The sequence below is a fragment of the bacterium genome (assembly GCA_019695305.1).
In the GTDB taxonomy this organism is placed as follows: Bacteria; UBA10199; UBA10199; order UBA10199; family JAIBAG01; genus JAIBAG01.
Genome location: JAIBAG010000004.1, coordinates 40999 through 60728 on the forward strand (window position 1 = coordinate 40999; position 19730 = coordinate 60728).

Annotated in this window: 18 protein-coding genes and 1 other RNA gene; 15 read left to right on the forward strand and 4 right to left on the reverse strand. The window is 40.9% G+C overall.

What is annotated here, in order from left to right; translation table 11 throughout:
* Positions 1-80: 80 nt before the first annotated feature.
* Complete coding sequence (locus tag K1X76_03220; protein ID MBX7148071.1) at positions 81-2147, reverse strand: hypothetical protein; 2067 nt, start codon at positions 2145-2147, stop codon at positions 81-83.
* A 278-nt stretch (positions 2148-2425) separates the two neighbouring features.
* Here K1X76_03220 and K1X76_03225 point away from each other — a divergent pair, with 278 nt between their 5' ends.
* From K1X76_03225 to K1X76_03280, 12 genes are all read left to right on the forward strand, one after another.
* The gene (locus K1X76_03225; GenBank protein MBX7148072.1) at positions 2426-3535 is read left to right on the forward strand and encodes a tetratricopeptide repeat protein; all 1110 of its coding nucleotides are present in this window, start codon (positions 2426-2428) and stop codon (positions 3533-3535) included.
* On the forward strand, positions 3528-3839 hold the full coding sequence (locus K1X76_03230) for a hypothetical protein (protein ID MBX7148073.1): 312 nt from the start codon (positions 3528-3530) through the stop codon (positions 3837-3839). The genes K1X76_03225 and K1X76_03230 overlap by 8 nt, the downstream gene beginning before the upstream one ends.
* Positions 3839-4453: a site-2 protease family protein gene (locus K1X76_03235; protein ID MBX7148074.1), complete on the forward strand. Its 615-nt coding sequence runs from the start codon at positions 3839-3841 to the stop codon at positions 4451-4453. The genes K1X76_03230 and K1X76_03235 overlap by 1 nt, the downstream gene beginning before the upstream one ends.
* A gap of 26 nt (positions 4454-4479) precedes the next feature.
* On the forward strand, positions 4480-5466 hold the full coding sequence (gene trpS, locus K1X76_03240; protein ID MBX7148075.1) for a tryptophan--tRNA ligase: 987 nt from the start codon (positions 4480-4482) through the stop codon (positions 5464-5466).
* A gap of 9 nt (positions 5467-5475) precedes the next feature.
* Positions 5476-6228, forward strand: coding sequence for a segregation/condensation protein A (locus tag K1X76_03245; GenBank protein MBX7148076.1), 753 nt, complete (start codon positions 5476-5478; stop codon positions 6226-6228).
* Between the two features lie 21 nt (positions 6229-6249).
* Positions 6250-7188 carry an SMC-Scp complex subunit ScpB gene (scpB, locus tag K1X76_03250; protein MBX7148077.1) on the forward strand — a complete coding sequence of 313 codons (939 nt, stop codon included), beginning with the start codon at positions 6250-6252 and terminating at the stop codon, positions 7186-7188.
* A 14-nt stretch (positions 7189-7202) separates the two neighbouring features.
* On the forward strand, positions 7203-7940 hold the full coding sequence (locus K1X76_03255; protein MBX7148078.1) for an rRNA pseudouridine synthase: 738 nt from the start codon (positions 7203-7205) through the stop codon (positions 7938-7940).
* Positions 7941-8026: 86 nt separating this feature from the next.
* Positions 8027-8308, forward strand: coding sequence for a cell division protein ZapA (locus K1X76_03260; protein ID MBX7148079.1), 282 nt, complete (start codon positions 8027-8029; stop codon positions 8306-8308).
* A gap of 10 nt (positions 8309-8318) precedes the next feature.
* Positions 8319-8502, forward strand: a non-coding RNA gene (gene ssrS / locus K1X76_03265) — 6S RNA.
* Between the two features lie 157 nt (positions 8503-8659).
* Positions 8660-9211 carry a 5-formyltetrahydrofolate cyclo-ligase gene (locus K1X76_03270; GenBank protein ID MBX7148080.1) on the forward strand — a complete coding sequence of 184 codons (552 nt, stop codon included), beginning with the start codon at positions 8660-8662 and terminating at the stop codon, positions 9209-9211.
* A 1-nt stretch (position 9212) separates the two neighbouring features.
* Positions 9213-10415 carry a tyrosine--tRNA ligase gene (gene tyrS / locus K1X76_03275; GenBank protein MBX7148081.1) on the forward strand — a complete coding sequence of 401 codons (1203 nt, stop codon included), beginning with the start codon at positions 9213-9215 and terminating at the stop codon, positions 10413-10415.
* Between the two features lie 2 nt (positions 10416-10417).
* Complete coding sequence (locus K1X76_03280) at positions 10418-12823, forward strand: MMPL family transporter (protein MBX7148082.1); 2406 nt, start codon at positions 10418-10420, stop codon at positions 12821-12823.
* Here the strand turns inward: K1X76_03280 and K1X76_03285 are convergent.
* Complete coding sequence (locus K1X76_03285; GenBank protein ID MBX7148083.1) at positions 12807-13409, reverse strand: TetR/AcrR family transcriptional regulator; 603 nt, start codon at positions 13407-13409, stop codon at positions 12807-12809. The genes K1X76_03280 and K1X76_03285 overlap by 17 nt on opposite strands.
* A gap of 124 nt (positions 13410-13533) precedes the next feature.
* Here K1X76_03285 and K1X76_03290 point away from each other — a divergent pair, with 124 nt between their 5' ends.
* The gene (locus K1X76_03290; GenBank protein MBX7148084.1) at positions 13534-14682 is read left to right on the forward strand and encodes a C45 family peptidase; all 1149 of its coding nucleotides are present in this window, start codon (positions 13534-13536) and stop codon (positions 14680-14682) included.
* Complete coding sequence (locus tag K1X76_03295; GenBank protein ID MBX7148085.1) at positions 14679-15665, forward strand: NAD(P)-dependent oxidoreductase; 987 nt, start codon at positions 14679-14681, stop codon at positions 15663-15665. The genes K1X76_03290 and K1X76_03295 overlap by 4 nt, the downstream gene beginning before the upstream one ends.
* Before the next feature lie 11 nt (positions 15666-15676).
* Here K1X76_03295 and K1X76_03300 read toward each other — a convergent pair whose 3' ends face one another.
* On the reverse strand, positions 15677-16699 hold the full coding sequence (locus tag K1X76_03300; GenBank protein ID MBX7148086.1) for a 2-oxoacid:ferredoxin oxidoreductase subunit beta: 1023 nt from the start codon (positions 16697-16699) through the stop codon (positions 15677-15679).
* A gap of 114 nt (positions 16700-16813) precedes the next feature.
* Positions 16814-18694 (reverse strand): 2-oxoacid:acceptor oxidoreductase subunit alpha, encoded by a 1881-nt coding sequence (locus K1X76_03305; GenBank protein MBX7148087.1) that lies wholly within the window; start codon positions 18692-18694, stop codon positions 16814-16816.
* Between the two features lie 136 nt (positions 18695-18830).
* Between K1X76_03305 and K1X76_03310 the strand changes: the two genes are divergently transcribed.
* Complete coding sequence (locus tag K1X76_03310; GenBank protein ID MBX7148088.1) at positions 18831-19694, forward strand: DUF882 domain-containing protein; 864 nt, start codon at positions 18831-18833, stop codon at positions 19692-19694.
* Positions 19695-19730: the final 36 nt, after the last annotated feature.

Below are 19730 nucleotides of genomic sequence, written 5' to 3' on the forward strand. Positions count from 1 at the left end.
CCCCCGCCAAGTGGCTGGGGGTGGTGCGGGTTGGGTATTAATTATGTTAATTACTTTTACTTATTTTTCATTATCCATTTTTATACAGTTGGATTATCCGACGTAGGCTTGGCCGTCCATTCATCTACCCACTTATATTCATCTTTTTCAAAATCCTCAACGGGGGTACGATCCCAATCTAAACTTTCATCTCTGTAATTTAGACCGTCAAGCAAGCCGGATTTGTTTTCATTCATAATGGCAGCTACAAATTTTTTCATATCGGGATCGTCTGATTCCCAAGCTATTTGTAATACTTTAATAAAGTTTGCCATGATGTTTTCACGAGTCCATGTGGCAAAAGGCTGGTGTCCTGCAGGATTAGATACTGCCTGAAGGGGATGGTTTATCGCATCTTCCAAGGTCCAGCCGTCATCAAAAAGGTATCTGATTATTTCCATATATTTTAAGATATCTCCATCATTCACATATTCCCATTCCATGCTATTTTCCTTAATATAATTTGCCAGTTCATTTAAGCCATAATCAATAATATTGGTGCCGTCACTAGCCTTATCTTTTGATGTGGCTTTCACGATTGATTCTGCGACTTTTTGATCAGCTTCTACTTTTGCTGTATGTTCAGAGCCCTCTGCTACCAATCCATCTACAGTAGAGTTGGCGCCTAAGCCCATGCTTTGGTACGTGTTTTGTGTGGCTATCATGCAGGCTTTTAAGTTTTCCCAGTCGGTATTATCTGTTGTCACGCCATCTACAGTTTCAGATTTTGTAAAGAGGTCTTTAATAGTATCACCATCTAACGGTAGGCCCATTTCCAGTTTATCGTTAGCCACAATGTAGGCAGCTATGGCGAGCGGCAAGTGATGGCCTTCAGCATCAACAGCAGCCGAAAGTTCGGTCATCATGTTCATCAATTCGGTTTCTCCTAACATATCATCCACAATAGCAGCATCATATTTAATAAAATGCAGCATCAACATAGCCTTTAAGTTTGCAAGAGTTGCTCCTGAATAGCCACTTTCATCCAGCACTTTCATAGCCTCGGCTAAAATTTCTTCACCTTTTTCGGTTCCTATAAGGGAAGGATCGTCAATCAGTAAATAAAGTTGATCGGCTACTTCCTTGGTGATCTCGGCAAATTTATCGGCGGGTACTCCCGAATTTTTGGCCAAATCATCCAAGCTATTCCAGGTATCCACGGCATGATTTACCACATCGCTGTACCCTTCGGCTTCTTTTAAGCGGTCTGCAATGGGTACATTTCCGTAATGAAGCGTATCGTACAAATTCACGCTTTGATCATCGGTGGCAACGGCTACAGGATAAATAGATTGTGTAATTTCATCAGGAACCACATCGCGCCAGTGATCGTCGTTTAAGTCGCTTATAAATGAACCATTAATGGCAATAGCGCATGTTTTAGGATTGTAATTACGAATTTCGGTTAATTTAAATGCGGTGGCCGAAATTTGTGTTTTAATAACCAAACGACCATTTGTTGGGTCCCAGCTACTAATGTACGATAGAGGATAGCCGGCTTCTGCTTCACCCGCTAAATCGGAAAAATCGAGACGGATCATTGTTTTGTTGGTTAATACATCCGGGTCGGAAGTAAGTTTGTCGTCAAAATTTTTGTAAGGGTCGTCATTAGAGCTAGCTTCATCGGTTGAGGTGGATAAGCCGGCTAAATAATCATCGCCCGTTTCACTATTATTTACATCAATATAGTAGGTGCCGGTACCATCTTCGTTAAAATCGGAAGCGTTATAAACAACGGGTTTTGAACCATCAAAAATATACTGACCTACTTCATCCAAACTGCTGTGAGCGGCATCGGATAATTCTTCCAATTCTTTAATTTGATCTTCCAGGCCATCTATCAATTCTTTGCCCTTAGTCCGACCTTCAGTATCGTTACGGTCAATTTTTAAAATAGTGCCTTGTAATTCAGTTAAACTTGCTTTTAACTCGCTAATTTTAGCTTCAATATCGGGAAATAATGCTTCGGTTACTTCATCAATTTCGTCTTGCGAATCGATACCTAACGAGGCCAAATAATCGTTAATGATTTTTTTAATCTCGTCGTCATGGAGGCCAGGTTGCATTTGTCTGATAAGATAGTTGGTATCGATGTTCATGTTCATCATATATACGCCCTTATTTTAAAAGCCACTATGGCTCTCCCATGTATAAAGCAACCCCCATGCCAAAGTGTCCATTTATAAGTACTTGAAATTATTATTGTATTTTTAATAGGTTTTCAGTAAAAGGCCTCTAATTCAGGTATTTAGCCCTGGTGTGGGGGGGGTAAACCCCACCAAGAAGTGGATGGTTGATAGTGGATGGTGAATGGTTAAAGAGGGGGCCTACTTGTTTCTCGAGTTTTATTTTGATTTTTTTTGCTCTATGTTACGTTGGTAAAAAGATGCGCTTTTTATTGTTACTTTCATTTATTATTTTAACGGCGTGCTCGTCCTCAAAGCCGGAAGAGTCTCTATCGCCTGCTTCTCAAACAGAACCCCCTGCCTCTCCCTCAAAACCCAAAACTGTTTCGCTGGAAGAAGTACTGCGCCAAAATATTGCCGAGCCTTTTTTGCAACAACAAGACGGTAATTTGCTTACCATTCGTATTGCCAATACCGAACCTGAAACTCAGGAGGGAATAAAATCACTCTGTTTAAAATTGGCTGAAGTTTTTTATAAAGGGGGTCTCTCGGTAAAAGTAGTAGCCTTGGAAATGAAAGGGGACGAAGGCGCGCAATTAAAAGCTCATTTTTACATGAATGATGCCGCCGATTTTTTTAATAACAAAATTTCGGAACCTGAATTTTTACGTCGATTATCGCTTGATGTTGCTGAAACCGTGGATTCGCTCAAGAAAAAGGGGCTAGAGGCTAGGGGTTCGGGAAACTTGGCGGAAGCAGAGGCCATATTTAAAAAATGGGTTGAAGCTGAACCCAATTCCATTGTGGCGTTATCGTTTTTAGGTAATGTTTTGCGTGATCAAAAAAAATATACCGAAGCGTTGGATGTTTATAAAAAGATACTAGAGATTGATGCTAAATCTCTTTTTGCTTTGCATAATACGGCTTTTTGCTACGAAAAGATGGGGGCTTTTGACGAGGCTGTTACACCGTATAGGCAAGCGCTAGAAATGGATTCTAAAAATCCTATTCTCATGCAGCAGCTGGCCCAAGTTTATTCTAAAAATGGCGATTTTAATGGTGCCATGGCATGGCTAGGACGTGCGCGTGAAATTAAAGACACGGCCGATTTGTGGCTTATACAGGGCAATGTACTTCGAGATTTTAAAAAATACACAGAAGCACGAGAGGCCTATTTAAAAGCACAAAAATTAAACCCGGCCGATGCCCGTATTGTGTTTAATTTAATTTTACTCGATTTAGACACCAAGCAATATGCGGCCGCCCGCAAAAAATACGAATCGTTTGCAACGGTTGATCCCGTGTTGGCGCAGGAGCTTACGCGCATTTTTGAATTGCCTGCCAAAGAGGAGGTGGAAAGTGATGAATAAAATTTTATGTGCCACTTTCCTTTTAATGGCATTGTCGGCCCAGGCTCAAACACCTCCCGATTTAGGCCCAATTGAACCCAATGTACATACAGTGGAGGATGCTCCGTCCGATGCCACGCAAAAACCGGCCGTAGATTTACCTTACAAGCCCAAACAGGACACACCTCAAGGAGATATTACTGTTGAGGCTCATCAGGGCAAAGCTCCTAAAAAAACATCCGGCGATCCACTTGAAAATTACGATATCGCCTATATTTTATCAAAAACACCCGATCCTGTTGGTGCGCCAGATCCCAGTTTGTGATGGAAAAATTACTACAACCCGACTTTATTATTTTTTTTATTGGCTTTCTTGTATCGCTTTCCTTTCACGAGGCTTCTCATGCTTATACGGCACATATCTTGGGTGATGATACCCCCAAGCGTATGGGGCGTCTTACTCTTAATCCCATTAAGCATTGGGATCCCATAGGCTCCATTGCACTTCCTTTAGCAGGTTATTTGGGTTTTACCGGCGGTTTTGTTATTGGTTGGGGAAAGCCTGTTACCGTTAATTATTCTCAATTCCGTCATGTAAAACGTGATGCCATGCTTGTGGCATTTGCGGGGCCTTTTTCTAATTTTGTGTTGGCATTTTTGTTGGCTCTTCTTTTTAAAATGGGCCTTTTTAACGGAAATGCAGCACAAAAGCTTGTTTTGCTAAATTTGTCGCTAGCCTTTTTTAATTTATTGCCCCTTTATCCCTTGGATGGTGAAAAGGTATTAACAGGACTTTTGCCTCGTAGCGTAACGGCCCTATGGGCTAAAATTAGACCCTATTCCATGATGATAGCCATCATACTCCTGATGTCGGGTGCACTTACGTATTTGGTGTTTATACCTGCTCTTTTTATTGCCAGATTCATGTTGAATTTTTAACCATTCAGGTTAGAACAAAACATTCTATGAGCACTATTGTATCGGGCATGCGTCCCACCGGAAAACTGCACTTAGGTCACTATTTTGGGGTTATTGATAACTGGCTCAAACTTCAAAGCCAACATCAGTGTTATTTTTTTGCGGCCGATTGGCATAGCCTTACCACCGAATATGCCGACCCTGGCATAGTGCGTGCTTCGGTAAAAAGCATTCTTATCGATTGGCTGGCTGCCGGTATCGATCCCAAAAAAGCGGTTATTTTTGTTCAGTCACATGTCCCCGAGCATGCCGAGTTACATTTGTTACTCTCCATGATCACGCCTATAAGCTGGCTGGAACGTGTTCCCAGCTTTAAGGATTTACAGCAAGAACTCTCACATAAAGAGTTATCAACATACGGTTTTTTGGGTTATCCCCTGTTGCAAACGGCCGATGTGGCGCTTTACAAAGCCACCCATGTGCCGGTAGGACAGGACCAAGTGGCTCATATTGAGCTTTCGCGCGAAGTTGTACGAAGATTTAACTTTTTGTATAAAAAAGAGGTGTTGGCCGAACCTCAGCCTATGCTTACCCGCGCTTCCAAAATTTTGGGGTCGGATGGCCGCAAGATGTCTAAAAGCTACGATAATAGTATCTATTTATCTGATTCCGCGGCCGATACCGAAAAGAAGATTAAGGGTTATTTTACCGATCCGGCCCGAAAACTACGAAAAGACCCAGGAAATCCGGATATTTGCCCAATATATCACTTTCATCAGCAAGTGAGCCCTAAAAATGTTCAAAGCCAGGTGGCTGCCGATTGCCGCAGTGCTGCCATAGGTTGTGTAGATTGTAAAAAGCTGATGCTTTCCCACTTAAACCCCGTGATAGAACCTTTGCGTGAACGCAGATCGGGTCTTGAAAAAAATGTCAAAATGGTGGATGACATAATAAACGAGGGAGCAGTCAAAGCCAGAACCGTGGCACAAAAAACATTACAAGAAGTAAAAGACGTGATGGGCTTTTCGGTATAAAAAACATCTATGGAAGCAATCGAATATAAAGTTGATCTCGACATGTTTGAAGGGCCGCTCGATCTCCTTCTGCATCTTATTAAAAAGAACGATCTTGATATCTACAACATCCCCATTTCGTTCATGCTTGAAAAATACAACGAATATCTCGATTTAATGGAAGAACTGGATGTAGATGTAGCTGGAGATTTTATTCTTATGGCTTCCGAGCTGGCGCACATTAAATCACGACTTCTTTTAAACGAGCAAAACGATGAAGAAGATGAAGGTCCAGATCCTCGTGCTGATTTGGTGCAAAAACTTTTGGAATATCAGCGCTATAAATTGGCATCTCAAGAAATTTATTCACGGCCTGTTTTAGGTCGCGATGTGTTTAGTCGCCCTGAATTTAAACCCGATAATCTTGAACCCGAAGAAGAAATGATGGATGTAGAGCCGTTTGCACTTATTCAGGCTTTTAACGAAATTCTTAAAAAAGTTCCCAAGGGCAAAACTTACGAAGTAAACGTACAGCGTATTTCTATTACCGATCGTATTTACCAGATTGTAGATAAATTGAAGGCTTTAGATAATATTACTTTTGAAGAGCTTTTTGATGATGTGCGAGAACGTCCGGTTTTAGTCATTACCTTTTTATCCATTTTAGAAATGGCTCGTCTTAAAATGATCCGGATTTTTCAAATGGACCGTTATGCCACTATACGCATTCAACGCCAAATTGATTTGAACGATCACACCTTAACCGGTGTAGAAGAAATTTAGTTGGAGCTCTAAGGAGATTTTATGGAAACAATTGAAATGAAAGCAAAGCTTGAAGCACTCCTTTTTATTACGGCCGAACCGCTTACTATAAGCGAAATGAAACGCATTTTGGAAAGCACGGAAGAGCCTAAAGAAGAAGTGGCCGTCAGCGCCGACGGCGGTGCCGATGTTGTTTCTATCGAAGGAGAACTTGAGCAAGAAGCTGAACAGAGTGAAGCGTCTGAAGCTGTAGAAGTAGCGCCCGAAGCTGCCGCCGAATTAGATCCCCTGGCTCAGTTAAAAGCTGCTCAGCAAGAATTAAACGAAGAAATTTCTAAAGCCGATATTAAAAATTGTTTGGATGAGCTTATTCTTTTATATCAAGGCTCCGATCATGGTTTTGAACTGGTGAATGTGGCTAAGGGCTATCAATTTCGTACTAAGCATTCTATGGCTGCTGTTGTTCGTAAGGTTTATAAGTTGCCCAAGCCCAGGCTGTCGGCTCCTAGTATGGAAACGCTGGCTATCATTGCCTACCAGCAACCCATCACACGTAATAAAATTGAAGATATCCGTGGTGTGGATACGGGCGGTGTTTTAAAAACATTACTCGAAAAGGATTTGGTTAAAATTGTGGGTCGTAGCGAAGAGCCCGGACGTCCCATTATGTATGGTACGTCTAAAGCCTTTCTCGAAACCTTTAGCTTAAGTTCTCTTTCTGAACTGCCCACCTTAAAAGATTTAGATACCTTAAACGCCACATTAAGCGAATCGTCTGCTAAAAGTGATGATGAAATTATTGCCGAAGGTGATGAAGAAAGTTTTGCTGAAGAACTTTCGTTTGATAATTCGTTGGATGTCGAGTCTAACGAACTATTGGGTGATTTGGATGCTTCGCTGAATAGTTTAAAAAATTTGGAATCTGAAATTTTTACCGAAACAGAAGAAGAAAAGCCTACCGATGAGGCGCAGCCTAGCTAACGGGTTTGATATCTATGCCTCTGGAACGCCTTCAAAAAGTAATTGCCAACCGTGGTAAGCATTCGCGCCGTCAAGCCGAAGATTTGATTAAAGCCGGAAAAGTAATTGTGGATGGCAAAAAAGTAACCACCATGGGTGTTAAGATAGACTCTGCTCATGCCGAAATTGTTGTTCTAGGAAAAAAACTACCCCCGCTTGAATCGTACATCTATCTTTTTTTTCATAAGCCTCGAGAATGCATGGTAACCCGCAGCGATCCTGAAGGGCGTAAAACCATTTATGATTATTTGCCAAAAAAATACCACAAGCTAAAACCGGTGGGTCGCCTCGATTTTGAATCGGAAGGTCTTTTATTGCTTACCAATGACGGGGAGTTATCTTTAAAGCTAACCCATCCCCGTTATGAGGGGCGTAAAACCTATCATGTGAAAGTGGAGGGGCGTCCTAGCGAAAAGCAATTGGACCGTTTGCGTAAAGGGGTGGTAATTGATGATAGCAAAACCCAGCCGGTTCCCACTACCATTGTAGAAGAAAATCCTAAATCAACTTGGCTTGAAATGGTTCTTTCCGAGGGGCGCAATAGACAAATTCGCAAGATGTGTGAAAAAGTTTTTTTAAACGTTAAAACACTAGTACGGGTTAAAATGGGTCCGTTTAAGCTTACCGGTATTCCCTATGGTAAGTATAAAGAAGAAGACGCCGATTTTATGGCTCACCAAATACAAAAATGGGAAAAAGAAAACGCTCGGTAATACTTTAATTTTTATTTATAAATCCATGAAATAGTTCTTTATTTGGCTTGACCGGAACCGTCCAAGATTGTAATCACCCATCCATCATGAAAAAAACTTATAACCTCACTATTTTAAATCAGAACTTTACCATTAAAAGTGATGCTGATGAGAAGCATGTAAAAAAAGTGGCAGATTATGTGAATAAAAAGATGCACGAAATTGTATCTCACGATCAGGCTGTGGCAACTGCCAATGTGGCTATTTTGGCCGCTCTTAATATTGCGGATGATTTTTTTAGATTAAAGAAGCAAAAAAGCGAACAGGTTCAATCATGGTCGCATCAAATTGAAACTATAATTGACCGTGTACAAAAGGAATTTGTTTAAGTAAAATATCCCAACCCTGCCTGGTGCGTGTAGGTTCTGGTATTTTAAGGATCTATGTTTTTGATTAGGGGACTGTCCCTTGCCTTGGTGTGCATGCCTGCTTCGGTGGGAAGCCTAAAGAGGTAACATGGTTCCCACCTGTTTAACAGGATTCAAAAAATAGGAATCTGATACGGCCTCATGGTGGGGTTTTTTCTTTGGGAGAGGGCTTTCGATAAAGGCCCATCTGCGGCGTTATCCTCCTCGGACACTCCCTGCGACGTACTCACGGTACGTCTCAGTCGGTCCTCGTCGGATGCCTTGCATCTGGACCTTTATCAAAAGCCCCATAACAAAGTACTGGATTTAAGAATGAAAAAAGAAGAATTACGAAAAGAAATTTTAGCCAAACGCTTAAGTTTAAGTGAAGGAGAAGTTCGAGAAAGTTCGCAACGTATTCAGACTCGACTGATTAAAAATTCTTTATGGCAAGATGTAGAAAATTTGGCTCTTTATTCTCCAGTTAAAAATGAAGTGGATACGACGCTGCTATTTATTAGGGCGTTAGAGGAAGGTAAAAATGTTTATTTTCCGCGTGTAGAGCAGGGACTTCGTTTTTACGAAGTGAACGATCCAGGTGATTTGCAAAAGGGTGCCTGGGGTATTTTGGAACCAAAAGATACCTGCGAAGAGATTGAAGAACTGGCTGACATCGATTTACTCGTTGTGCCTGGCGTGGTTTTTGATAAAAAAGGCTACCGCATTGGCTATGGTAAAGGCTTTTACGATGAGCTTTTAAAGAAACAAGCCTTACCTACGGTAGCTTTGGCATATAGTTTTCAGGTGGTGGAAGAAATTGCTAAAGACGAATGGGATCAAAAAGTGCAAATGGTGATAGCCGAAAACGACATCTACAAGGCCTAGTATGAAATCTATCGACGAACAATTGGCCGTTATTAAACGGGGCTCTACCGAAATTATCAACGAAAAAGAATTGATTGATAAACTCAAAAAAGGGAAGCCACTGCGCGTAAAGGCTGGCTTTGATCCTACAGCTCCCGATTTACATTTAGGGCATACCGTTCTTATTAACAAACTGCGCCAGTTTCAAGATTTAGGTCATCAGGTTATTTTTTTAATTGGAGATTTTACGGCCCGAATAGGTGATCCATCCGGGCGTCTTAAAACACGTCCTCCCCTTACGTTAGACGAAATCAAAAAAAACGTGGCTACTTATAAGGAGCAGGTTTTTAAAATTTTAGATCCGCAAAAGACCGAAGTACGGTTTAATAGCGAATGGCTAGATCCTTTGGGCGCTATTGGTATGATAAAGCTGGCAGGTCGTTATACTGTAGCGCGCATGTTAGAACGTGATGATTTTGCCAAACGTTTTGAAAGTAACGAACCCCTTTCTATTCATGAGTTTTTATACCCCTTACTGCAAGGCTGGGACTCTGTAGCTCTTCATGCCGATATTGAACTGGGTGGAAATGATCAAAAATTTAATTTGCTTGTTGGTCGTCAGTTTCAGCGTGAAGAAAATATGGAACCCCAGGTAGTGTTGATGATGCCTCTGTTGGAAGGCACGGATGGTGTTCAAAAAATGAGTAAATCTTACAATAATTACATTGGGATACAGGAGCCTCCTAAGGAGATTTTTGGAAAAATTCTTTCTATTACCGATGTACTGATGTGGCGATATTACGAATTATTAAGTGGCCGAACGCTTGCTGAAATAGCACAAATGAAAAAAGACGTGGACGCGGGAGTTCTGCATCCCAAGCAGGCTAAGGTGAATTTAGCCCTAGAGATGGTGGAACGTTTTTACAGTAAGGATGAAGCGCTTTATGCGCAAAGTGAGTTTGAGAAGGTGTTTGCTAAAAAAGACGTGCCGGATGATGTGGAAGAAAAGATTTTGCCAGCAGGCGGTGTGGCTTTAAGTTTAGTAAACTTTATGGCCGAGGCAGGTTTGGTTAAAAGTAAAGGTGAAGCCAGGCGTTTAATTGAGCAGGGTGGAGCCAAGGTTAATCAGGAAAAGGTAGTTAATGTAGATTTTACCATGGAAACAAAAGGTGAATATTTAATTCAAGCCGGTAAGAGGAGATTTTTAAAGATAGTGTTTAAGTAAATATGAAACCATTAGTTGATAAATTCTGGAAGAAATCCATTTTTGAAAAAATAGCGGATAACTTAATCCGCTTTTTTTATGTGTGGATTTTGCTTGGCGTGGTGTTGACCGGTGTTTCGTTCTATGGCGCCAAAAAATTGAGTATTGATAGTGATTATTTGGCTTTTTTGCCCGATAATTTTCCAGGTGTAGTGAATCTAAAAAAAGTTATCCAAAAAACAGGTGGGTTTGGTAATTTTATGCTGGTTTTGGAGGGTGCTACTCCCGAAGTGAGGCGTGAGTATGCTAAAGAGTTTACCGAAAAAGCCCAAAAGCTGCAGTGGGTGGAAATTGCCGAGTACAAAAAGAATTGGGAAAAAATAAAGAAGAACAAGTTTTTGTTTTTGTCGGTAGACGATATTACTGAAATTAAAAACCGTATTGATCGTACTATTTCATTCCGCAAAAACCCACTTACGATCGATTTATTTGATTCCCGCGATCAAAAAAACACCGATATCGATTTTTCGGATATTGAGCGTAAGTACCAAAGTACCAGTTTTGGTTCGGCCTATTTTGAAGATCCCGATTTACAATACACCATTGCTATTGTGTGGCCTAAGGGATCTATGACCAATATTGATTTTGCCAAAAAATCGTACTTGGAATTGCAACAAATAGTGGATGGGCAAGATGTTAAGAGGTTTGATCCTAATTTAAAAGCCACCATCGGTGGGGAATATCGCAATAAGGTGGATGAGTTTGAGTCGGTAAAAAGTAATCTGTTTGGTTCGTCCACTTTATCTACCTTGGCCATTTGTATTTTACTATTTGTCTTTTTTAGACGTGTGGGGGCTGTTTTTTACATCATGATTCCTCTGGTGTTAGGAACCTTGTGGAATTTTGGGGCGGCTTATTTTTTGGTAGGGCGCCTTAATTTACTAACCATTTTTTTAGTAGCCATCTTGTTTGGTTTTGGAATTGATTTTGGTATTTATTTGTTTTCGCAATACATGAAAGAGCGGGCTGTTAGTTTAAGTCTTAAAGACACAATAGCCAAAGTACTCTATGAAACAGGACGGGCTTCGTTTAGTGCCGCTATTACAACCTCGCTTTCGTTTTGTACGCTTATTTTTGCCGATTTTAAAGGGTATCAGGAGTTTGGTATTTTAATTAGCGTGGGTATTTTTATTCAGTATTTTGCCTTTTTTATTTACTCGCCCATAATCTGGATTTTAGCAGAAAAACTTAAAATTATTAAACCACAAGAACTAAAAGGGACACGTTTGTGGATTAAAAAAACGCCTTTATCTAATAAAATTGTTTATATGGCAGTGGCGTTATTGGTGGTTGCAGTGGTGGGTGTATTGCAAATGAAGTTTGAATACAATTATGGTAATTTGCGCAGCAAGGGAAATACATATTGGCAGGTGAAATCTAAAATTTACAAAGTATTTCCTCTTTCTAAAACACCCGCTGTGGTTATTACTGATTCCTTGGAAGAAACCAAGGCTGTAGTGGATGCTGTTAACGAAATTATTCCAAAATCAAAAACGGTGGATACGGTAAAATCTATCCTCGATTTTTTACCTCAATCCATTGAAGAAAAGCGAAAACTTTTGGCAGAAGTTAAGGATGTTTTGCTAAAAAACAGAGAGCTGATGAAGGAGGCCGAAAGATCCAAGGTAGATGCCTATTTACCTTACCTTGAACCCAGTAGCATTAAGGTAGAAGACTTGCCCAAAAATTTGGTGAGGCAGTTTAAAGGATTGGAGGGTGTTCCTGGATATCTTGTTTTTATTTACGATAAAGTGTCTTTGTCGGATGCTCGCAATGCCATGGCCTATGCCAATGATATTCGTGAAATTAAAACACCTCTCAAAAACTTTTATCCTGCCGAAGGATCATTTTTGTTTGCGGATGCTATTAATCTTATGAAAAAAGAAGCGGGTGTTGTGTTTGCCATTATTTTGGTTGGTATCTTTTTAGTGGTGGCTTGGGATTTTGGAAGTTTTAAATCGGCTTTATTTATTTTTGTACCTATGTCGTTTGGTTTGCTTTTAATGTCGGGCATTATGGGGATTTTTGATTTAAAGCTGAATGTGTTTAATTTAATCAATTTTCCTATTTTACTTTGCTTGGGTCTTGATACCAGTATCCATCTTTACCATCATTATCATTTGGATCCTACCAGCCATGCCATTCAAGATATGGTGTCGGATGTGGGGAATTCGGCCTTGGTGGCTATTTCAACAACTCTCATAGGATTTTTGGGGATGCTCTTTACCGACCATCAAGGGCTTCAATCGGTAGGGTTAACGGCGGTTATAGGTCTTGTATGTTTGTTGGTGAGTACGCTTTTCTTTTATCCCGCCTTTTTGTATTGGACCGAGAATTTTAGAAAAAGCAAGATCAAGACTGTTTCATAATTATTTTTAAAAGTGTGAGTGTGAAGTTTTTGATGGCCCCCACGTCTAGCGATTTGTCCATGGTAATTTGAATGGATAATCCTTCGAAGAGCGAATACAGAAATATAGATAACATTTCTTCATCTAAATTTTGAAAAGCGCCTGCCTGTTTCCCAATTTCAACAAAAGTTTTACAAATAGAACGAAAGTCGAGTGCATTTTTAATGATGGCCTTTTGGGTGGCAGGATTATTTTTAGCATACGACCATGTTTCGATAAGAAAGAGGGTCATATTTTCAATTTCCTGGCGCGAGGTAAGGCCCGCTTCAACAAGCTTGTTTGTTTTTTCTGTTACGGGTTCTACGCCTGCCGCTAAGCTTAATAATCTATTTTTTTCTTCCAGCAAAATAGCCTGCATGGTTTCGGTAATAAGATTGTCTCTGTTTTTAAAGTAATAGATGACGAGCCCCTTGCTTAAACGCGCTTGCTTGGCAACTTTATCGAGAGTTAAATCGTGTGTAGAACCTTTAATGAGGAGGCGATAGGTGGTGAGAATGATTTGTTTTTTTCTTTCAGCTTCTAAAAGTGAATCTTTCTTTTTTGGCATAAATTATCCTTTAGGTCCAAAAAATATACTAATAAATATATGAAATCAATGTATTTATTATTTTAAATATAAATACGTTGACTATTAAGTCAGCGTATACTATTTGTGTGTCAGAGGAGAGTGTATGAGCGACATAGCAGCAATAGTGCCAGAACGTCGGTTTTTGTTTGTAGGAAATGATCAGGAAATGGGGTTTAGCCAGGGGCGTTTGTTTAAAGGGCTTGTGGACGATGTGTTAACAAGTTTTAAAAGTATTGAGTTGCTACCCATGGGGCTTTTTAAAATTGTGCCCACTTCATTTTTAAAATGGGGCTTTGGAAAAATAGGAAAAAAGTTTTTAGGCTATCATGCCAGTCATTTAAAAGAGAAACACAGTCACTGGTATGATTGGCTGAATGGTTTTGCAGAAGGATCGGAATTATCATTTGAATTTGTTTATGGTATTGCTGTTTTAGAGCTCCTGACATCCGAATTGCCGTATTATCCTGTGATGGGATGTACCTCATTAGCTCTTGTTGCAAACGATGGCCCACTTTTAGCTTATAATCATGATTATCCCCAATCGTTTGGTGCTTTTACTTTTATTAAAGAATCGCGTCCTAAAAATAAGCTTGCTTCACTTAGTGTTTCGTATCCTCTTATTCCGGGTTCTATAGCTGGAATTAATGAAAAAGGTTTGGCTCTTAGCATCAATCATGCTTTTGAACAGGGGATAAAAAAAGACAATGAAGGGCTTTTTGTAACCTGGCTTTTGCAGGATTGTTTAGATACTTGTAGCACAGCAGAAGAAGCTCGCAAAAAAATATTAAAAACACCTGTGAGTAATGGATCGATGATTAGTATGATGGACAAAAATGGAAATACCGATGTGGTAGAAGTATCAAGCCGTAGCAATATGTTGAGGCATTCAAACTGTGCATACCGCGTTACGTTTAATAAGTATCAGGTTCATGAAATGGAAAAAAATGAATTGCCGCTTAAAACCCGTGGATCCAAAATGTTTAGGGGAGAATTTGTACACCGCTCTAATTGGGAGCGTCAAAGTCGTTTTGATACTTTGTTTGATAAAAACAAAAAATATTCTGAAGCTGATGTTATGGCATTAATGGCCGACCATGCTGGTGCAGAGGGAAATATGAATACCATCTGTAGACATCATGTTTTAACGTCCGAAACGGTAGCCTCTGTAATTATGAGGCCGCATCAAAAAAGTATGAAGGTGGCGTTTGGACATCCTTGTACGACACCTTATAAAGAATATACTCTTATATGACACAACAATCTTTTCTCATAACCGGCGCCACCGGTTTTATTGGTACACATCTTTGCAATCGTTTAACAGCAGATGGGCATAAAGTTTATGCCTTGGTGCGTAATCCTCAAAAAGCCGCCTCGCTTCCTAAAAAGGGCATCGAATTTATCAAAGGCGATCTTTCTCTTTTTAAAGATAAAAAATTAAAGCTCCCGCAAGTTGATTATGTACTGCACATTGCCGGCATTGTGGCAGCTAAAAATGTACAAGGCTATTTTGATATCAACACGCAGGCAACCATTGACCTTGTTGAATGTTTAAAGCGTCAGAGCTGGAAGCCAAAACGGATGTTGCATGCGTCGTCTCTGGCTGCTGCCGGCCCCTGTTTAGATGGTAAACCTAAAAATGAAAAATCGCCCAATAATCCCATTGAGCCGTATGGACAATCAAAGCTTGCGGCCGAAGAGTATTTGAATCAGAACACACCATTTCCTGTAACAAATTTTAGACCTGGTATTGTGATGGGCCCTCATGATCCGGCCATGCTCACTCTTTTTAAAATGGCGCATTATCGTTTTGGTTTTAAAGTAATGGGCCTTGATGCTGGAATCAGTTTTATTCATGTGGATGATTTAATTGAAGCGATTGTAGCGATGAGTTTTGATGTGAGTAACAAACATAAAACTTATTTTGCTGTGTACGATGAAGTAATTAAAACTTCGGCGATATGGAAGAGCCTTAAGAAGGCGACAGGCAAACGTTTGTTCATGCTTTCAGTGCCCCAGCCCTTGTTGTATCTTCTCATGCTAGGTTCAACAGCACTCTCTAAAATTATCCCTTACACCAATCAGCTGGATATCAAGCAATACAAACAAATTACGGCCAAAGCCTACTCGTGTACGTCAAAAGCTTTAAGAGATGATTTGGGATGGCAACCCAAACACAATGTGGAAGAGGCGGTTAAAAAAACCTACCAAGGTTATCGCGAGATTGGTTGGATTTAATCGTTAAACAATTACTCCACCGTCCAGGTAGAAGGGCCGTGAATGAGTTTTTTAATATCTCCTTTACCCATGCTTAAGGCTGTATCCACCTGATCATTCAATAATCCATCGTAAGTATAACGTTCGCTCTGACGGAATACACCCATGGGAACCGGGAATTGAGGGAGATTAAAACGCGACAGTAAAAAGGCGTAGGCCGGGTTAGGATTGTTTTCGTTGTGAACCACTAAATCCGCTTCGGTAACACCATTTTCACCCACGGTTACTACTTCGGGATCAAAACCTTTAATGCGTATACCTTTTTTCTTATCTTTACCAAAGAGAAGAGGTTTGCCGTGTTCTAATAATAAAGTATTGTCGTCACGCACTTCTTTACCGGTAATGGGATCAAAAGCGCCGTCGTTAAAAATAATACAGTTTTGGAAAATTTCTACAAAGGCACTGCCTTTATGATGAGCGGCACGGCGCAACACTTCAGTTAAATGCTTAGGAGTATTATCCGCGGTACGCGCTACGAAGCTGGCTTCACTGCCCAGTGCTAACGAAATAGGATCTAAAGGATAATCTACCGAACCGTAGGGAGTGGATTTGGTTTTTTTGCCAAATTCCGAAGTAGGCGAGTACTGCCCTTTGGTAAGTCCGTAAATTTTGTTGTTAAACAAAAGAATTTTAATATCCACATTGCGGCGCAAGGCATGAATAAAATGATTGCCACCAATAGAGAGGGCATCGCCATCACCGGTGACTACCCATACTTGTAAATCGGGGTTAGCGGCTTTAATACCTGTTGCAACCGTAGGAGCGCGGCCGTGGATGGTGTGGAGGCCGTAGGTGTTCATGTAATAGGGGAAGCGACTGGAACATCCAATGCCTGATACAAACACGTATTTTTCTTTAGGGATGCCCATTTCGGGCAATACGCGTTGAACGAAGGCTAAAATAGAATAATCACCGCAGCCCGGACACCAGCGTATATCCTGGTCGGATTCAAAACTCTTTTTGGTTAACGGTTTAATGTCGTTTTCGGCACCCATATTATTTCCTTTTGTAACGAGACAATGTCTTTTTTCCCTCCTTTGTAAGGAGGGGTTAGGGGAGGTAGATAAGTTTGGCTACCCCCTGTAGTCCCCCTTACAAAGGGGGACAGATTAAGCCAATTTTTTATTTTTTGCTGCATTTTCAGCGGCAAATTTTTTAATGGCTTCTTTTAATTCTTCCACTTTAAACGGTTTTCCCTGAATTTTATTAATGGCTTTAATATCGCGCAGGGTTTCGGCACGCAGTACTTTTACCAATTGACCCAAATTAATTTCGGGAACAATGATGGTTTCAAAATTTTCAATCAGTCCGTACAAATCGTTTTGAATGGGATTTAAGTAGCGCAAGTGCACGCTGGAAATACTCATGCCTTCTTTTTGCAACTCGTCCACGGCACTTGTGATAGAACCGTGTGTGCCGCCCCAGCCAATCACCAACACATCGCCTTCATTTTTGCCAAACACTTCTAAGGGGGGCAAATACTTGGCAATCCCTTTAATTTTGTTGGCACGCACATGCGACATGTGCTCGTGGTTTTTAGGGTCGTAGCTGATGTTGCCGGTAACATCCTGTTTTTCCAAGCCGCCCAAACGGTGTTCTAAGCCTTTTACGCCAGGGATTGCCCAGGGGCGTGCCAGCTTTTCGTTACGTTGATAGGCTTTAAACCCTTCGGGGTTGCTGGGGTGCTCAATTTTAATTTTGGGGATTTTATCGTAATCGGGAATTACCCAGGGTTCGGCTGAGTTAGCCAAATAACCATCCGATAAATAAATAACGGGGGTCATAAATTCGGTGGCAATACGAACAGCTTCGATGGCCATATGAAAACAATCACCGGCGGTAGCAGGAGCCACAACGGCTACAGGAGCTTCGCCGTGACGGCCGTAGAGGGCTTGCAACAAATCGGCCTGTTCGGTTTTTGTGGGTAAACCTGTGGAAGGACCGCCGCGTTGTACGTCAATTAATACTAAAGGTAATTCCATCATCAGCGCCAAACTTAAGGCTTCACTCTTGAGCGCTACACCAGGGCCGCTGGTGCCGGTGAGTCCGATGTCGCCTGCAAACGAAGCGCCGATGGCCACGCCAATGGCGGCAATTTCGTCTTCGGCCTGGATGGTTTTAATTCCAAAATTTTTGTGTTTGGAAAGTTCGTGCAAAATATCCGATGCCGGTGTGATGGGATAGGTGGCATAGGTTAAATTTTTGCTCGCTAACTGGGCTGCTGTTATAAAGCCGATGGCGGTTGCTTCATTCCCCGTAATGTTACGATAGGTGCCGGGATTAAGTTGTGCTTTGGCTACACGAAAACTCTTTTTAAAAGCTTCGGTGGTTTCTCCAAAATAGTAGCCGGCTTTTAAGGCCATTTTGTTGGCATTGGCAACGTCCACTTTTTTAGAAAATTGTTTATCAATCCATTCCAGTGTTGGTTCAAATGGACGTTGATAAAGCCAGTACATAAGGCCCAAGGCAAAAAAGTTTTTGCAACGTTCTTTATCTTTTTTAATGAGCGGAGAAGTTTCTAGTGCGTGCGTGGTAAACGTAGTAATAGGGAATTTGTACAGATCGTAATCTTTTACAATTTCGGTATCGAGAGGATTTTGAGCGTAACCGGCTAATTTTAAGTTTTCTTCATTAAAAGCATCCGAATTAACAATAAGTATGCCGCCCTTTTTTAAATCGGCCAAATTGGTTTTAAAAGCAGCCGGGTTCATGGCAACCAAAACATCGGGGGCATCGCCAGGAGTACGAATTTCGCGCGAGGAAAATTGTATTTGATAACCGGAAACACCCGCTAAGCTTCCGGCAGGGGCACGAATTTCGGCGGGAAAGTCGGGAAGAGTTGCCAAATCGTTACCTACAGAGGCTGTTGCCTGAGTAAAACGGCTGCCGGTAATTTGCATCCCATCGCCCGAATCGCCGCAAAAGCGGATGACGACAACATCTTTCTCTTCTATTTCTTTGCTTATAGGTAAAGGGGATACATCCGACATAATTTTTAGCTCCTTAAACTGCGGTTATTTATGGTACGAAAGAGGTGAATAACGCAGGAGGTCATCCTTTTTTCATACTTGCTCTGTAAAGTCAATGGGTAGGACCTGTTTTTTTAATTTTTAGAAAGTTAAAAACATGAATAAAAATAAGCTTTTAGCTGGTTTTCTAGTAATGATAGCCCTCTTTTTGGGCTTCTCTGGGGCTCTATTTGCTAACTCAATCTCCTATAAAAGGGATGGTTTTTTAAGACTCTACCATAGTCATTTGGGTGATTTCTTGGAAATTCAGTATGAAAGAGACGGTCGTGTCCTTCCTGGGGCCATGGAAAAGATTAACCAATTCATGCGCACGCGCGATAGCGGAGAAGTACGCGAGATGGATATCAATCTCATTCGTTTACTCGATCATTTGCAGGACCATTTTGAAGCGGATACAGTAGAAGTGATCTGCGGTTATCGTTCCGAAACCTATAATAAAAATTTAAAAGAAGCCGGGCGCAATGTGGCGGAAAATTCTAACCATATCCGGGGCATTGCGGCCGATATTCATCTGGATGAAATCCGTGAAGAAACTCTGATGAAATATGCCCGCAAGTTGGGTTTTGGTGGAGTAGGGTATTATCCAAACTTAATGATGGTGCATGTAGATTTGGGATGGAAGCACAATTGGGATGAAGGGACTTTTGCCAATAGAACGGATATTGGCATCTTTAATAAATCAAATTCATCTCAAATACGATCGAACAAAGTATTTTATGATGATAAAGATCTGGTGAAACTATCACTTCAGAATTTTTCATCTAAACCCTTGAAAATAGAAGTGGAACATTTTTATCGGGGGCAATGGCAAGTGGGGAAAAATCTGGATGTAGCAATTCCCGAAGGGAAAAGTTTGGACATTACGGCAAGTCTTGTTCCTGTTGGTAAAAATCGTCTTAAGTTTAGCTGGGCGGATGGCAGTTGGCAGAATTCGAATGAGTTTTATTTGAAGAGAAAATAAAAGATGTTTATTTTTCATGTATCTATGGCATGATAG

Excerpts from the sequence above, each read along its gene's own strand:
- K1X76_03285 (MBX7148083.1), bottom strand. The coding sequence starts at position 13,409 with ATGCCAAAAAAGAAAGATTCACTTTTAGAAGCTGAAAGAAAAAAACAA.
- tyrS (MBX7148081.1), top strand. The coding sequence starts at position 9,213 with ATGAAATCTATCGACGAACAATTGGCCGTTATTAAACGGGGCTCTACC.
- trpS (MBX7148075.1), top strand. The coding sequence starts at position 4,480 with ATGAGCACTATTGTATCGGGCATGCGTCCCACCGGAAAACTGCACTTA.
- K1X76_03260 (MBX7148079.1), top strand. The coding sequence starts at position 8,027 with ATGAAAAAAACTTATAACCTCACTATTTTAAATCAGAACTTTACCATT.
- K1X76_03290 (MBX7148084.1), top strand. The coding sequence starts at position 13,534 with ATGAGCGACATAGCAGCAATAGTGCCAGAACGTCGGTTTTTGTTTGTA.
- K1X76_03245 (MBX7148076.1), top strand. The coding sequence starts at position 5,476 with ATGGAAGCAATCGAATATAAAGTTGATCTCGACATGTTTGAAGGGCCG.
- K1X76_03255 (MBX7148078.1), top strand. The coding sequence starts at position 7,203 with ATGCCTCTGGAACGCCTTCAAAAAGTAATTGCCAACCGTGGTAAGCAT.
- scpB (MBX7148077.1), top strand. The coding sequence starts at position 6,250 with ATGGAAACAATTGAAATGAAAGCAAAGCTTGAAGCACTCCTTTTTATT.
- K1X76_03235 (MBX7148074.1), top strand. The coding sequence starts at position 3,839 with ATGGAAAAATTACTACAACCCGACTTTATTATTTTTTTTATTGGCTTT.
- K1X76_03270 (MBX7148080.1), top strand. The coding sequence starts at position 8,660 with ATGAAAAAAGAAGAATTACGAAAAGAAATTTTAGCCAAACGCTTAAGT.
- K1X76_03230 (MBX7148073.1), top strand. The coding sequence starts at position 3,528 with ATGAATAAAATTTTATGTGCCACTTTCCTTTTAATGGCATTGTCGGCC.
- K1X76_03280 (MBX7148082.1), top strand. The coding sequence starts at position 10,418 with ATGAAACCATTAGTTGATAAATTCTGGAAGAAATCCATTTTTGAAAAA.
- K1X76_03300 (MBX7148086.1), bottom strand. The coding sequence starts at position 16,699 with ATGGGTGCCGAAAACGACATTAAACCGTTAACCAAAAAGAGTTTTGAA.
- K1X76_03310 (MBX7148088.1), top strand. The coding sequence starts at position 18,831 with ATGAATAAAAATAAGCTTTTAGCTGGTTTTCTAGTAATGATAGCCCTC.
- K1X76_03305 (MBX7148087.1), bottom strand. The coding sequence starts at position 18,694 with ATGTCGGATGTATCCCCTTTACCTATAAGCAAAGAAATAGAAGAGAAA.
- K1X76_03225 (MBX7148072.1), top strand. The coding sequence starts at position 2,426 with ATGCGCTTTTTATTGTTACTTTCATTTATTATTTTAACGGCGTGCTCG.
- K1X76_03220 (MBX7148071.1), bottom strand. The coding sequence starts at position 2,147 with ATGATGAACATGAACATCGATACCAACTATCTTATCAGACAAATGCAA.
- K1X76_03295 (MBX7148085.1), top strand. The coding sequence starts at position 14,679 with ATGACACAACAATCTTTTCTCATAACCGGCGCCACCGGTTTTATTGGT.